11 protein-coding genes and 3 pseudogenes are annotated in these 14,325 nt (G+C 65.8%); 3 read left to right on the top strand and 11 right to left on the bottom strand.

Going from position 1 to position 14,325, the window contains the following annotated elements:
* Positions 1 to 53: 53 nt before the first annotated feature.
* From truB to proS, 4 genes and pseudogenes are all read right to left on the bottom strand, one after another.
* The gene (gene truB / locus ACV7NQ_RS28420; RefSeq protein WP_463362416.1) at positions 54 to 968 is read right to left on the bottom strand and encodes a tRNA pseudouridine(55) synthase TruB; all 915 of its coding nucleotides are present in this window, start codon (positions 966 to 968) and stop codon (positions 54 to 56) included.
* On the bottom strand, positions 968 to 1,651 hold the full coding sequence (gene npt / locus ACV7NQ_RS28415; RefSeq protein WP_463362415.1) for a 4'-phosphopantetheinyl transferase Npt: 684 nt from the start codon (positions 1,649 to 1,651) through the stop codon (positions 968 to 970). The genes truB and npt overlap by 1 nt, the downstream gene beginning before the upstream one ends.
* 278 nt (positions 1,652 to 1,929) lie before the next feature.
* Complete coding sequence (locus tag ACV7NQ_RS28410; protein ID WP_463365851.1) at positions 1,930 to 2,886, bottom strand: metallophosphoesterase family protein; 957 nt, start codon at positions 2,884 to 2,886, stop codon at positions 1,930 to 1,932.
* Between the two features lie 627 nt (positions 2,887 to 3,513).
* Positions 3,514 to 4,952 (bottom strand): annotated as a pseudogene (gene proS, locus ACV7NQ_RS28405) (proline--tRNA ligase).
* A gap of 246 nt (positions 4,953 to 5,198) precedes the next feature.
* On the opposite strand from proS, the gene ACV7NQ_RS28400 reads away from it, so the two are divergent.
* A protein-coding gene (locus tag ACV7NQ_RS28400; protein WP_463358517.1) for an IS3 family transposase occupies positions 5,199 to 6,346 on the top strand; the annotation gives its coding sequence in 2 pieces (ribosomal slippage) (positions 5,199 to 5,469 and positions 5,469 to 6,346; 1,149 coding nt in all).
* 318 nt (positions 6,347 to 6,664) lie between these two features.
* Here the strand turns inward: ACV7NQ_RS28400 and ACV7NQ_RS28395 are convergent.
* The gene (locus ACV7NQ_RS28395; protein WP_463362414.1) at positions 6,665 to 7,594 is read right to left on the bottom strand and encodes a hypothetical protein; all 930 of its coding nucleotides are present in this window, start codon (positions 7,592 to 7,594) and stop codon (positions 6,665 to 6,667) included.
* Positions 7,595 to 7,672: 78 nt separating this feature from the next.
* Here ACV7NQ_RS28395 and ACV7NQ_RS28390 point away from each other — a divergent pair, with 78 nt between their 5' ends.
* Positions 7,673 to 7,855: a hypothetical protein gene (locus tag ACV7NQ_RS28390; RefSeq protein ID WP_463362413.1), complete on the top strand. Its 183-nt coding sequence runs from the start codon at positions 7,673 to 7,675 to the stop codon at positions 7,853 to 7,855.
* Positions 7,856 to 8,042: 187 nt separating this feature from the next.
* Here ACV7NQ_RS28390 and ACV7NQ_RS28385 read toward each other — a convergent pair whose 3' ends face one another.
* The 5 genes and pseudogenes from ACV7NQ_RS28385 to ACV7NQ_RS28365 all read right to left on the bottom strand — a co-directional run bounded on the left by ACV7NQ_RS28385 (position 8,043) and on the right by ACV7NQ_RS28365 (position 11,741).
* Positions 8,043 to 8,396 carry a transglycosylase family protein gene (locus ACV7NQ_RS28385; RefSeq protein ID WP_463362412.1) on the bottom strand — a complete coding sequence of 118 codons (354 nt, stop codon included), beginning with the start codon at positions 8,394 to 8,396 and terminating at the stop codon, positions 8,043 to 8,045.
* A 312-nt stretch (positions 8,397 to 8,708) separates the two neighbouring features.
* Positions 8,709 to 9,310: pseudogene (locus ACV7NQ_RS28380) on the bottom strand (LutC/YkgG family protein).
* A gap of 32 nt (positions 9,311 to 9,342) precedes the next feature.
* Positions 9,343 to 9,546 (bottom strand): annotated as a pseudogene (locus ACV7NQ_RS28375) ((4Fe-4S)-binding protein); the annotation flags it as partial.
* Between the two features lie 83 nt (positions 9,547 to 9,629).
* Entirely contained in the window at positions 9,630 to 11,132 is a 1,503-nt protein-coding gene (locus ACV7NQ_RS28370; RefSeq protein WP_463362411.1) for a GAF domain-containing sensor histidine kinase, read from the bottom strand.
* 396 nt (positions 11,133 to 11,528) lie between these two features.
* Entirely contained in the window at positions 11,529 to 11,741 is a 213-nt protein-coding gene (locus tag ACV7NQ_RS28365) for an aldo/keto reductase (protein WP_463362410.1), read from the bottom strand.
* A 261-nt stretch (positions 11,742 to 12,002) separates the two neighbouring features.
* Here ACV7NQ_RS28365 and ACV7NQ_RS28360 point away from each other — a divergent pair, with 261 nt between their 5' ends.
* The gene (locus ACV7NQ_RS28360; protein WP_463362409.1) at positions 12,003 to 12,134 is read left to right on the top strand and encodes a hypothetical protein; all 132 of its coding nucleotides are present in this window, start codon (positions 12,003 to 12,005) and stop codon (positions 12,132 to 12,134) included.
* 21 nt (positions 12,135 to 12,155) lie between these two features.
* Here ACV7NQ_RS28360 and ACV7NQ_RS28355 read toward each other — a convergent pair whose 3' ends face one another.
* Positions 12,156 to 14,321 carry an Ig-like domain repeat protein gene (locus tag ACV7NQ_RS28355; RefSeq protein ID WP_463362408.1) on the bottom strand — a complete coding sequence of 722 codons (2,166 nt, stop codon included), beginning with the start codon at positions 14,319 to 14,321 and terminating at the stop codon, positions 12,156 to 12,158.
* Positions 14,322 to 14,325: the final 4 nt, after the last annotated feature.

Raw genomic sequence — 14,325 nt, 5'->3', positions numbered from 1 at the left:
GCTAACCAGAATGCGGCGAACAGTTCCGGAACTTCGGGCCTACGGGTTGGGGGTCATAGGTTTGACGGGCGGACGACCATGACGGACGCCGCGCGCTTACCGCTCTCCTGCAACAGGGCGATGGCGCGTCCAGCCGAGTCGATCGCGGCGTACACACCGGGGAGGCCGACGGGTTCGAGCCAGCGGCCGTTGCGAAGGTCGTTGGCTTGCGATTCGTCGATCTCGCGGTGCGGGAAGGCGGTTCGGACGGCGTCGTCCATGGCGAGGCTGAGCAGTGAGTCATCCGATTCGGCCGCGGCGGCCAATTCGTCCAGGGTGCGCGCGTGTTCGAGGGTGAAAGGGCCGACCCTGGTGCGGCGCAACGCGGTCAGATGACCACCGACGCCGAGGGCGGCGCCGAGATCGCGGGCCAGGGCGCGCACGTAGGTGCCGGACGAGCATTCGACTTCGACGTCGAGGTCGATGAAGTCGCCGTCCGAAATATCGTGGCGGGCAAGGATATCGAAGCGGGACACGGTGACGGGGCGGGCCGCGAGCTGTACCTGTTCACCCGCACGATGGCGGGCGTAGGCACGTTCGCCGTTCACCTTGATGGCGCTGACGGTGGCGGGGATCTGTTCGATGTCGCCAGTGAGTTTCGCTGTGTCCGAGGCGATTTCGTCATCGGCCAGGTGCGTGGCCGGGGTGGTCGAGAGCACCTCGCCCTCGGCGTCGTCGGTGGTGGTGGCCTGGCCGAGCCTGATGGTCGCGGTGTATGCCTTGGTGGTGAGGGTGAGCAGGCCGAGCAGTTTGGTGGCTCGCTCCACGCCGAGCACCAGTACCCCGGTCGCCATCGGGTCGAGCGTGCCCGCGTGCCCGACTTTCTTGGTGCGCAACAGCTTCCGACATTTGGCGACGACGTCGTGGCTGGTCCACCCACCGTCCTTGTCGACGATCAACAGGCCGCCGAGCGCGTCCGGGCGCGCCATCAGCCGTGCACGATCGCGGTCAGTATGAGGCCGTCGCCGATCATCCAGCGGCCGTCGAACGAGGTCAGCGGCACGCCACCGTCATTGGTCTGCCCCGGCACCAGCAGGTCGCTGTGGAAGGTTCCGGCGCCCGCGCCATCGGAGCTTTTGTCGATCGTGAAGGTGATGTGCGCGTCTTCGAATCCCAGCCAGCGTGAAGTCAGCGGCCACCATGCTTTGTAGGTGGCCTCCTTGGCGCAGAACAACAGTCGATCGAAATGCAGAGCGGGAACGGAGCCGTCGGCACCGACGCCGCGCAACCACTCCCGTTCCGGCGGCAGACTGACCGAATCCAGCACACCCTCCGGCAGCGCCCCGTGTGGTTCCGCGTCGATGCCGACGGACCGGAACCGCAGCTTGTGCGCCAACGCCGCCGCCCGATACCCGTCGGTGTGCGTCAGGCTGCCGACGATCCCGCGCGGCCACACCGGCGCACCCTGCTCCCCCTTACCGATCGCCACCGGCGGCTCACCCAACTGCGCCAGCGCCAGCCGCGCGCAGTGCCGAGCCCCGATGAAGTCCCGGCGCCGCTTCTCCACCGACTTCGCGATGAGATGCTCCTCCGCCGGATACGGCTTCAGATCCTCCGGGTACTCCAACAGCTCAGCCGAGGCCACACCTGCGGGCAGAATTTTCTCGATCATCGCCAACGAGCGTAGTCGAGCCGACCTGAGCCGATCCCGCACGTCCGCCCGGCGGAGCCCTCCCTGATCAGACCACGTCTGCCGGCGCGTTGCTCGGCAACTCTACGACGGCCGTCTCGATGTCCGGCATCACCGGGCGATAGCAGCCCCACTTGGACCTACGACGTCACTTCGAATGACGGCCCCACTTGTTCAGTGAACCCGGCGAATACACCCGAGTCGACAGGATCTCGCGCAGCCGGCCCGCCACTCGCACGCACAACCGCGTGCCGCCGAATTCAGACCCCGCGTCTCCGCTGCGCCTTGCTGCGCATTTCCGCGGCGGACGCCTCCATCTCCGGCGTCACCTGGAAATGGCCGCCCCACTTGTTCAGTGAGCCCGGGGGGTATTCCGGGGTCGGGAGGATCTGGCGGAGGAGGCGGTCGGGGAGGCCGCGGCGTTGCCATTCGCGGGGGTAGCCGAGGGAGACCTCTTCGAAGCGGACGCCGTCGTAGTAGGAGGTGCGCGGGATGTGCAAGTGGCCGTAGACCGAGCACGCCACGTTGTAGCGGGTGTGCCAGTCGGCGGTCAGGTCGGTGCCGCACCACAGCGCGAATTCCGGGTAGAACAGCACGTCGGTGGGCTGGCGCACCAGCGGGAAGTGGTTGATCAGCACCACGGGGGTGCCGGGTGCGAGCGCGTCCAGTTTGCGCTTGGTGACCTGGACGCGGGCGTGGCACCATGCGTCGCGCGTCGCGTACGGGTCCGGCGACAGCAGGAACTCGTCGGTCGCCACCACATTGCGATCGCGGGCGACGGCCAGTCCCTCCGCCTTGGTGGTGGTGCCCTCGGGCCGCCAAGAATAGTCGTAGAGCAGGAACATCGGGACGACGGTCACCGGCCCGCCGTATTCCTCCGCCCCCGCGCCCTCCCACACCGGGAATGGATCCTCCGGGGTGAGCACGTCGAGATCACGGCAAATCGACACCAGGTAGTCGTAGCGCGCGGCGCCGTGCATCTGCACCGGATCCTTCGCCGTGGTCCACAGTTCGTGGTTGCCCGGCACCCAGATCACCTTCACGAACCGGCTGCGCAACAACTCCAGCGCCCACCGGATATCGTCGGTCTTCTCCCCCACGTCCCCGGCAACGATCAGCCAGTCCTCCGGCGAATCCGCCCGAATCTGCTCGACCACCGGACGATTCCCCTTGTGGCCGACATGAATGTCGCTCACCGCCATCAACTTGGGTATCACCACACCTACTCTGACACGAACCTGTTACCAACTCGCCGCCACCCCATGTCATTACGCCGATCGGACACTCTCGCGTACCCTAACCCCGTCCTACCAGCGGTTCATTCTGCCAGGTAGGTGGTCGTTGTGACCGACGAGACCCTCGCATCGGTCATCCCGCTGCGCGGCGATTTCATGTCGGCGTGACTGATGAGGACGTAGCCCGGCTCGACTGACGGCGCTGCGCAATCTCACTCCGACGAAGAACGCCACCGACGAAACGAGATTGCGGAACAGCCACCTACACAGCAACCGCTAGGAGACGATGGAGGTGTCGTCGGCGAGGCTGACCTGAGCACCCACAGCGTCAGCAACCGCGGCGGCCAGGACCGCGTCGAGCAGTCCGGGAAACCGGTCATCCAGATCGAAGTCATGGTTGGGCAGACGTATTCGGTGCTTGTTTCCGAACCGCCGGCGGGTCCAAGTTTGGAGCTCGACGCCGCCAAGATGGTCGAGTGGGTGTTGCTGCGGACTGTGGGGATCCCGGTTCGACCTGACCGTCGTGCAACTCGATCCTTGCCGTGCTAGATAAATACTCCGACCTGAAAACCACCTGGATCACCCTGAACCCAGGGTGATCCAGGTGGTTCAGTAGGCGCGAGCGAAAATCACCCGCTTGCCGTAGGCGGCCGGTGCGTCACAGCGCACACACCGGCCCGCCTCCGGCGCGACATCGGACGGCACGCATCGCGGCGTCGCCGCGGTCACCGTCTTGATGTCGTCCTCACAGCTCGGCTGACCGCAATGCAGCGCCAGCACCCATCCCGAGGCAACCCCGGACTCGAATGCGGCCCACTCGTCGACTTCGACGGTATGGGAATCGCGGAACTCGGTTGCCCGAGCCAGGAGAAACGACTGGAACTCCTCGAGGATGTTCGGCATGAGCTGCGGCAACGTCTCCAATTCCACCGACTGCTTGCCCTGCTCGCCCAGGCGGCGGACCATCACCGCAGTACCGGCCGCGAGATCACGCGGGCCCAGCTCCAGCCGGACCGGCACACCCTTGAGTTCCCAATCGTTGAATTTGAACCCGGGACTGAGCTGGTCACGGTCGTCGACGTGCACCCGCACCCCGGCCTCACGTAGCCCCGCTGCCAGCGCGTGCGCGGCCTGCACAACGTCCGCGCCGTCGCCGCGGGTGATCGGCACGATCACCACCTGATGCGGCGCCAGCCGTGGCGGGAGCACCAGCCCACGATTATCACCATGAGTCATCACCACCCCACCAGCATTCTGGTGCTCATACCCCAAGAAGTGGTGTGGCACAACTCTTCTCGCCCGTCGGTGCTGGCGTAGCGGATGCCGAACGCCTCGGCGAAATTCGTACCCATGTAGTGCGATGTACCGGCCTGTAGGGCCTTGCCGTCACGCATCATCGATTCGATTGTGGTCGTCGCGACCGCGCCCGCGAACCGCTCACCGGGCGTCTTCTCACCCGGCACGACCGGCATCGCGGCCAGCTCGCGCGCCACCTCCTGGTAGATGCCGAGCGCGAGCATCATCTCCGCCCGCGCCTGCGGCTCATCAGCGTGGGCGGTGTGGCCCTCCTGCCACAGAAATTCTGTGGTGCGCAAGAACATTCGCGGCCGCATCTCCCACCGAACCACATTCGCCCACTGGTTCAGCAGCATCGGCAAATCCCGGTGCGAGGAGATCCACTTGGCCATCATCTCCCCGATGATGGTTTCCGAAGTCGGCCGCACCACCAGCGGCTCCTCCAGCTCTTTACCGCCCGCATGGGTCACCACCGCCAGCTCAGGGGCGAACCCGTCGACGTGATCGGCTTCGCGCTCCAAATAGCTCTGCGGGATCAGCAGCGGAAAATAGGCGTTCTCATGCCCGGTCGCTTTGATCCGCGCATCCAGCTCGGCTTGCAGCAGCTCCCAGATGCGGTAGCCATACGGTCGGATAACCATGGTGCCCTTGGCCGGACCCCGGTCGACGAGGCCAGCCTTCAACACCAGCTCGTTGTACCAGGAAGCGAAATCCTCACTCTGGGCGGTTACCCCGCGCTCATCCCGTGCCATGCGACAAGGCTAGTGCCTCCAGACAGGGACGCTGGACGCGCAGCGTATCGGCCGTCGGCGTCGCGCCGGTGCGGCGGCTGTCGCAGGCTGGTTAAGCCGCTGTGCCCGACGCCCGATGGCAGGCGCTGCATCGGTTACCGAGGCCGCGGCCAGTGCTGGTGGATCTGGCCCGTCCCCAATGAATGAGACCGCTCGGTATTAGAGTCCTGTTGGCCCTGGTAGGGGCCAGAAGGGACGATTGGGATCATGGCTGGAGGACGGAAGCGGCATTCCGCGGAGGAGATCGTGCGGAAGCTGCGCCGTGCCGATGAGCTGGCCGCGGCCGGTAAGTCGGGCGAGGAGATCGCCGCAGAGCTGGAAGTGTCGGCGGCGACGTTGTACAACTGGCGCCGCTCTTACGGCGGTATGGATACCGATGCGGCGAAGGAGCTCAAGGAGCTGCGGGAGCAGAATTCCCGGCTCAAGCGGCTGCTGGCCGAGGCGGAGCTGGAAAAGGACGCCCTGCGGGAGATCAGCCGGGGAAAATTCTGAGCCCAGCGTCCAAGCGCCGTGCCGTCGACATGCTCACAGCAGTGAAGGGCGTGTCGGAACGGTTCGCGTGCAAGGTCGTTGGGCTTGCTCGTTCGACGTATCGGCGGCTGCCCCTCGCGCAGACCCCGGATGATCCGGACGCCGGTTTGCGGGCCTGGCTGCGCTCGTATGCTACGAAGAACCCGTGTCACGGGTTCCGGCGGGCGTGGGCGCGGTTGCGGTTCGACGAGGGCAGCTCGGTGAACAAGAAGAAGGTGCATCGGCTCTGGCGGGAGGAAGGGCTGCAGGTGCGTGAGCACCAGCCGCGTAAACGGGCCGGCGTTTCGTCGATGCCGCCGGTCGATGCGGATGCACCGAAGGTGGTGTGGGCGTTGGATTTTCAGTTCGATTCCACCATCGACGGCAGAGCGGTGAAGATCGCGTCGATGGTCGATGAACACACCCGTGAATCACTATTGCATCTGGTTGAACGCTCGATCACCGCCGAGCGGCTCGTCACCGAGCTCGAGAAGGTCTTCACCACTCATGGTGGGTCGCCGACGGTGTTGCGGATGGACAACGGGCCGGAAATGATTTCCCATGCGCTGCAACAGTTTTGCGCAAACCGGGTCGGGATCATCTACATCCCACCGGGCACGCCGTGGAATAACGGATTCGTCGAATCGTTCAACCGTCGGCTGCGCAAAGAATGCCTCGACCGGAACCACTGGACAAGCCTGCTCGAAGCCCGCGTCGTCATCGGCGACTACAAGGTAGACCACAACCGACGACATCGACATTCGGCGCTGGGCTATCTGACCCCGGCCGAGTACGCTGCCCGCTGCAGCCACAGCCACCACCCGGTGGCCTGCGGCATCAACTGAATACGGATCGAAAACAACCTGGCTCTAAAACCGGGTGGTTCCGTCATCGGGGACCGGTCAGATCCGACCCGAGTGTACGTGCCGGCGCGCACGCGGAACCCGGACCGGCCCTCGATCGGCGTGCGCGCGAAGACCTTCGACTGCTACCCAGGCGAGGCATGGCTGGCCGCGATGCAGTACGCGTGGGCACGACTACGACTGACCGAGCCCTGCTGGTACGCCGAAATAGCATTCGAACTGAGCACCAAACAGGCGGAATTGCATCCAACGCAACATACTTCAGCTTGGCGGATCTGCTGTTTTCGCTGACAGCGCCTCTCAGCGGTTCGGGTTGAACGGTTCGGTGCCGAGGACCAGCGAAAGTCCCGAGATGCCGGAATGCGCTCGGGCGTAAGCAAGTTCGTGGCTCATATCACCGATGTTGTTGACGATCGGCAGGGCGATGCCCAGACTCGACAGCGTGCCGAGAGCACAGCCTTTGCGGTCGAGGAAGGCGCTGCCGCTGTCGCCGGGCATCCCTGGCACCGGCACGGTCAGCACGTGTGTCCAACCATCGGTAGCAAGCGCGTCGGCCTTGCTCTGGCCGGCCTGAGGGGACAATTCGGCGATTCCGAGCCGCAAGCCGGAATTACCGTAACCGTAGACGCGGTCACCGATACCGGTTCCGGTGGTGTTGATGTCGACGGGACCACCCCAGTGCGGCACGCTCGGGTTGACGTTACCGACATCCTCGGGGGCGACCTTCACCAACGCGAAATCATTGTAGGCGCAGGTATTACGGTCATGCTCGCCGTCCTGCCGCATGGCCAGCCAGCTGCTATAGACCAGTTGACCGCGGCCGACGACCTCACCCGGGAACATCGGTAAGCCGCCACGGTTGAAGGTCACCGCGGTACCGAGTGGGAGACTGCCGGCCGTGCAGCCGTCCGGGTCGTTCACTTCGCCGGTACCCGCGCAGTGCGCGGCCTGACCGACATACACGTTGCCGGCATCGTCGACGAAGACGTAGTTCGCCGTGCACTGTCTCGCGCCCATAGTGTTGGTCTGCACCCCAGGCGTTACGGTGGCGGACGCGGCGGCCGCCCATGGGTGCCCCGCCTTGTCAGCGGCAACGGTGACCTGCTCGGCGCTAACGGGCAAGGGCTTTGACGACGCAATGCCGCACCCGGCGATGAGGCACGCGCCGGTGGCTGCGAGGACAACAGTCACCGGGACCGCGAGCGCGTGGTAGAGAGTGGATCGCTGCATGGGATGTTTCCCTTTCGCTGTGATGTCACTGTGATGTCCGACCGCTCTACTGCGGTGGGTGCGGGTGGGAAGGCTGCGGTGATCGTCGACAACGTGCCGGGCATGACTACACGCCATCCGATGAGCGTGCTGGTCGAGCCGGCGAACGCGGCCGCGCCCGAGCCGACGGCGAACCCGCTCAAACCAGCACGCTCGACTGACGATCGCAATCCGACCGTCAGTCGAGCGTCCTGCCGTTCGCAGTTAGTCCTCGTCGTCTGACCACGCGTTCACCGCGGAGAAGGTCTCAACGGGGCAGGCCGGCCCTCAACGACGAAGCCAGGGCCAAAGTCACATCCGCGGCAGGCTACCCGTAGACGGTATCGGTGTTGACGGGCCTGCCCGGGCTCCCGACTGGGCGGTGAGGAGCTTCGGACTCGGTTCGTAACCGCTGGACAGCTCCGTTGTCTCACTGGAAAAGGCCGAGCGCAGCCGAACAACCTGCCCAGGGGCCCCATCCCTGAGCGGCGAGTACCTGTTCGGCGACGGAGATCTGCTGTTCACGGGTGGCATGGTCGGCAGTCGGCCCATACTCGGTACCGCCATATGCGGCCCATGTGCCCGGTGAGAACTGGAGGCCACCCTGAAACCCGTTGCCGGTGTTGATACTCCAATTACCACCCGACTCACATGCGGCTAGGCTGTCCCATTCCTGACCGGTAGCGGCGGAAGCTTGACCAACGGATGCCATGCCGGCACCGCCGATGATCGCGCCAGTAGCGACGATCTTCTTGAGCTTGAGTGGGGTGTCCTTAGCGCTCATGTCTCAGTTCCTTTCGAGTTAGTAACCCTGCACAGGTGTCCAAGCATGAAAGGTGATCACTGGTTCTTTGGGCCCGTTCGAGTGTGCGTCGGGCCCATGAGCTGATGTGACAGGCCCACGATATCGGACCACGCCCCTGACCAGCACCAAAACCGACAGGTCCGAGCTCGCAGGGGACGCCGCGCCGGCTACGGTATATCGACGACCTAGCCGTCCGGGAACGACGCACCACGTCCCGCGCCCGTGGTGGCCCTACCGATGCGTGCGTCGACGACCGCGGCTTACGTGGAGAACGCAGTCTCACTGCGCCTCTCATTCCACAATCAGGACGTCCAGAGTGCGAGGACCATGCACTCCTTCGACACGGCTCAGTTCTATATCGCTCGTCGCGCTTGGACCGCTGACGAATGTGAGTGGTCGCCTCGGATCGAGAACCATAAACGCCTGCGGCACTGTATCGACCAGCTGATCCGCGAAAACGATACAAATATGATGATCGGGAACGAGAGTAAGCACGCGGCGCCCCTGTGCGGCGCCGGCATCAAGCACGATTGTTCCGGTAGCCGCGATGCCGACCGCGCAACCAGTGACCACGGCATCGACTTCGTCGAGTATTGAGACCGGCAAGTTGTCGTCTGTCAGTACGTCTACAGCCGGTAGCCATTCGGCGGGCAGGTCCGATGGAACGACTATGCGCGCATCGGCCGCTAAGAGTCTCGCCACCGTCGTCGCGATCTCTTACGTTTGATCCGGAACACTTGTGCGTGGTAGTCGTCGACAGTCGCCGCGAACCGTGCGACATCTGCGGGGCCGTTAGATCTGGCTCTGTCGTAGTCACGAGGAACCGGCTCCGGTGCTGGTAAACCCTCGAGTGCGCCACGGATGCGTTTGAGAATCTCGCTACGCCCGCTCATTATTCGACTCTCCCACGAGTTCGGGCCCACCACTATCTGAAGGTTTCCTTCGGTGGTTCTGGCATGTCGCGGCTCGCGGTCCACAAAGACCCCGGCCAAGGTAACGACGTCAGATTGCCCTCTCTGTTCGAAAGCAACCTGCCGATGCCGGCTGCCTTCTCTGCCATACCGAATCGCTTGGACGAATTCATCGCCCAGCCAGCGGCTCGCATCGCGATTTCCTGCCCACCGGGAATTGACGAAAGTATCCAGCGAGCCGCTCTACGCAGGTTCCGACTGGGTCGGCGTTCTCCAGGACGACGGGTGGCCCGGCCTTCGGTCACTCGCCCGCCGTTGACACGAACGGGATCGTTACGTGTAGCGATGTCCCGGTTCCGGCATGACTTGCGATCTCCATCTGGCCGCCGAGGGCTTCGACGCGGTCTGTCAAACCGATGAGTCCGGACCCTTTGGCTGGGTTGGCTCCGCCGACTCCGTCGTCTCGGATCGAGAGCTGGAGGTTCACGCCCTCGGTTCTGGCGCACACGTTCACCTCGGACGCTCGTGCGTGCTTGGCTGCGTTCGTCAACGCCTCTGCCGCAACGTAATACGCGGCTACTTCGGTTGACTCGGGCACTCGCCGGTCGAGGTCCAGGTCGAGATCGACCGGGACTGCAGAGCGACGAGCGAGCGCCTTGAGCGCTGGGCCGAGTCCTCCTTGCGACAGGATCGCCGGATGAATCCCCAGGGAGATCTCTCGCAGATCCGCTGAGACGCCGACCAGACCCTGCACGATGTCGGAGATCTGTCCTCTAAGCATGGCCAGTTCGGACGGCACCGCGGCCTCTGCCGTGCGGAGTGCGAGTCCGAGCGAGACGAGGTGCTGTTGCGCGCCGTCGTGCAGATCGCGTTCGATACGACGCCGTGCCTCATCGGCGGCCGCGACGATCCGCACGCGGGACGCGGTGAGCTCCGCGCGGGCCTCGGCGTTCGCGATCGCGGTCGCGACGAGGTCGGCGAACTCCGCGATGCGCGCCTCGGTGTCGGGTGGGAACGGCTCGTGTCGCGACGAGCCCGCGATGACCGCGCCCCACAAGCGGCTGTCGACGACGATCGGCGCCCCGACTGCCGCGCGCAGGCCCAGCTCATGGATGCGTGGGGCGATGGAGCCGGTGGCCTTTTCGGTACTGTCCATCCGGGCGGTGCTTCCGGTGCGGAGCACCATCGCTGGAATGTTCTCGCCCTCGAAGGTAAAGTGCTCGCCGACCGGCCACGTCGGTAGTCCGGGCTCGTTGCGGGCCGCGACAAGAATGCCGGAGCCATCAGGCTCGTAGCGGAACAGCGTCGCGCTGGACACGCCCAGGAATCGGGCCGACTCTTCCGCCACCGCCGAGAACACCTCTGACGACGTCGCACCGCGCGCGACCAGCGTGGCAACCCGTCGCAACGCGGCCTGTTGCTCCGCTAGCGCGCTCAGCTCGGCGTGGCTCGCCAAGAGTGCGTTGTTGACCGCCTCGACCTCCCGGCGGCGTCGATCTACCTCGGCGGCGTGCGATCGGGCCAAGGCCGCGAGAGTGTTGGCTAGTAACGCGACGACCAGGAAAACTGTGAGGGCCACCGCGTCCTGGGCCCCGGTCGAGGTGAAGTCCACGGGCCAGTTACGGAAATATTCGAAGGCGATGGCGCTGGCCACCGACGTCGCCATCGCCAGCCCGAGTCCCCAAACCGTAGAGACCACCAGGACGCCGAGCAGATAGACCACACCGAATCCATCGCCGGGGAGGACCTGCTCGAGCGAATAGACCAGCAACGACTCCGCCACAATGAAAGACGCGGCAACCACGAACCCCCGCGTGAGGCCCGGTGCTGTCGGGCCCATCAACAACGACACAAAGCGCGCGCGCATCGAGGGTGGATATGGTCCGGCATCGGGATGGCGGCGTGCAGCAGCCGCACCTGGCACGGACGCTCGCCAGCCGCGCTTCGGTGACCGTTTCCGAATCATGACGCAGAACTCACTTCGATCGTTGACCAGCTTGGACGAGGCCTCCCGGCGATGGCTTCGTGCCGGCGTGGCAGCTGCGCACTGGTGAGGGCGAGCTCCACCCCATGCTGATGCGCGACGTCGTTCCGGAGTGCGAGGTCCGCGAGACGCGCGCAGGACTCGACCCCGACGGTGCAATCTGGATCCAGATTGCACCCGACGGCAGGGCGGACCGCGCGCCGGCGGGTCCGGTCATCACCTCTTCGACGGCGGCGCCGTCGGTGATGATGCGCCGAAACTGTACGCCTGCGCGGTGTCGAAGAAGTTGACGCCCAGCTTGCGGGCGCAGCGGATAGGCATGCTCGCCGTGTCCTCGTCGAAGTAACCCGACACGCCGCCGGGTTGCCACGTGCCGAAGGCGATTCGCGAGACGCACAGCCCGCTTCTTTCCAATGTTGTGGTCTCCATGTCGCCCCTTTAAATCTCGGTAAGCATCATGTCAACCACTGTTGCGCTCCACCGAGGCGTTGTCGCGACCGCTAGCACCCATCAACACTTCCCGCTAGCGGTAATCCGGGCCTACTGGTCAGCTGCAGATGCCCCCGGTTCTGCGCGGCACCCGGGTCACCGACCGGTCCGAATACGCAATGCGCCCTCGCCTGGCGCCACATCATCCTTGGCGATAGCCGAGCACATCAGCACAATGATCCCGGTGATTGGTTGGTGGTCGTGGCTACAGCGCGATCACGGCTCGGCGACACCGACCAGCTGCAGATCACGCTGACCCATATCGAGGCCAACGAGACAACCTGCTCGAACTCCTCACCCACCCCCACCAGCGCTGGTCATCCCCGCCGCTGACGGTTCTGCGAAGTTCCTAGCCTAGTGGTCCCAGCGGTAGCGGGCGGTTGGGGCGAAACCGGCGGCGATGGTGAGTTTTCCGGTTGTTTCGCGACGGCAGGAGGCGATGGCCAGGTGGCAGGGGCGGGTGAGGTCGGTGGGAATGCGGACGCCGCCGTCGATCTCGTAGCGCATGTTGGTGACCTTCCACGCGCGGGCTCGAGGATCGTCGGGGGTGGTCGGTGGTTCGTCGGCGCGCGCGACGACCACGACTTCCGTGACGCCGGTCGGCCAGGAGAAGACCAGCAAGCCCGCTCGTTCGGCCAGCCCGGTGACGGCGGGGATCCCGCTCGGTGCCGGATCATCGTGGGCGTCCTGCGGGCATGCGGAATCCTGCGAAGTCTGGGATTGCGAGGGTTGTTGCCCGCCTTGGGCTTTCGGTGGCTCGGCACCCATAGTCCGCGCCTCGGGCACCGTATCGGACCGCGTGATCTCCGAGTATCGGCCTGCGACAATGGCCGCCACGGCGTACACGGTCGGCTGTCCGGCGGGCGCGCCACCGTCCTCGAGCTCGGTGGCCTTGGTGCGGCCGACAACCCGCCAGGATCCGTCCGGTTGCAAACGGGTCACCCGGTAATCGACGCTGCCGGTCGGCGACGGAGACCAGACCACCAGGACCGATCCGTTCGTCATGCGGGTGGCGTCGACGCTGCCCGGCGCCTCCACCGACGATGTAGCGAGCGCCGCTGCGGCGCCTGCGTGATCGGCGCAGACGGCCTGGGCCGCGAGCATGCCTCGCAAGCGCGCATCGACGGGTCCGGCTTGCGCTTCCGCGACGAGACGGTCGGCTTCGGCAATGGCACTACGGGCTGCGGCGAGCAATTTGTCGAGGCCGGGGCCGGATTGCGGGGGTGGCACATCGGATGCGGTGCGCTGCAAGGACTCCAGGTGCGGCCGCGCCTCGACATATCGCTTAGCCGCGCAAGCAGCGGTCGCGCTGCGCCAATGCGCCGCTGCCTCCGCGAGCACCCGATCGACCTCGTCGGCCACCGAACGGATCGGCGTCAGGCCATCGCCATCGGCGGCAACGAGCCGGCGCGCCTCGGCCACCTGACGTGCGGCCTCGGTGGGGCGACCGGCCCGCAACGCCGCTCGGGCCGCCTTCAGCGGCGCCTCCCACTGGCGAGGCGGCGGTGCGGGAGTAGGCGGCGGCGGGGCTGGCACGCCGCGCGGCGAATCCTCCACCCGCACACCGAGTTCCGTGGCGATCCGGGTGAGCACGCGGGCGGCCTCGGCATGATCGAGACCCAACGAGATCGCCTCGTCCAGCAGGTACTGGTAGTCCGCACCGACGAGTTCATCTTCGACGAGCACCGCGGCCCGTACCTTCGGACGCAGCTCGTCGGCGACATCCTGGGCCACCGTTCGCAGGTACTCCTGCACGGCGGCATCGCCCGATTCGAGCAGGTCGTGGACGTGAATGAGCAACTCGTCCAACACCACTCGAACCCGGCCCGGCGGAAGTTCCCGGGAACGCGCACGCAATGCCTCGGCGCGCAGCCGGATCTCCTGGGTGTGACTCGCCTTCGAGGAATCCAGCCCGAGCAGGGCGAACAGTGTCGGCGTCGGCGGGCCCTCTAGTAGTCGTTCCCACTCGCTCAGCAGCTGCCGGATCTGCCGTCGGCGTTGCTCGGTGAGCACGCCGACGACCGCGGGTTCGGCGGCATCGGCGATGACCCGGTGCCTGCGCAGCCGGGTCGCGACCTCGGCGGCGCTGAGCCCGCCCATCGCGCCGATCTCCCCCAACCCGGCGACCTTCCCGGCCGGGACACCGCCGTGGCGCTGCACCAATCGCGAGATCGCCGCGTCGAGCATCTTGTATCGGTCGGCGTCGCGCTGGGCCCGCGCCTCCCGCACCCGCGCCGCCTCCGCCCGGCGCGATCCCGACTCGAGCACCAGCTTCGACAGCGTGGGGTGCGCGTCTACCAGCAATCCGACCAGCACGCGGTACTTCGGATGATCGCGCTGGCGCTGCCAGAAGCCCCACACCTCCGCCACCTGCGCGGCGACCTCGGCATCGCTCAGCGAGTCCGCCTCATCCAGCGGAATGTCGTAGAGCTCGAACGGATCCGAGTGTTCGATTCCGCCTCGCCGCTCGACCTCCGCGAGCACTCGCTTGCGGTAGTCGTTCGGGTTGAATGCCTGCATGGAC

Source organism: Nocardia sp. Tas62D01, assembly GCF_055232035.1.
The sequence above is the reverse complement of the archived record's forward strand: the minus strand, read 5'-3'. Positions and strand labels throughout refer to the sequence as shown.

Coding starts and splice junctions, on each gene's coding strand:
- ACV7NQ_RS28355 (WP_463362408.1), bottom strand. CDS start 14,321: ATGCAGGCATTCAACCCGAACGACTACCGCAAGCGAGTGCTCGCGGAG.
- npt (WP_463362415.1), bottom strand. CDS start 1,651: ATGATCGAGAAAATTCTGCCCGCAGGTGTGGCCTCGGCTGAGCTGTTG.
- ACV7NQ_RS28395 (WP_463362414.1), bottom strand. CDS start 7,594: ATGCAGCGATCCACTCTCTACCACGCGCTCGCGGTCCCGGTGACTGTT.
- truB (WP_463362416.1), bottom strand. CDS start 968: ATGGCGCGCCCGGACGCGCTCGGCGGCCTGTTGATCGTCGACAAGGAC.
- ACV7NQ_RS28365 (WP_463362410.1), bottom strand. CDS start 11,741: ATGGAGACCACAACATTGGAAAGAAGCGGGCTGTGCGTCTCGCGAATC.
- ACV7NQ_RS28385 (WP_463362412.1), bottom strand. CDS start 8,396: ATGAGCGCTAAGGACACCCCACTCAAGCTCAAGAAGATCGTCGCTACT.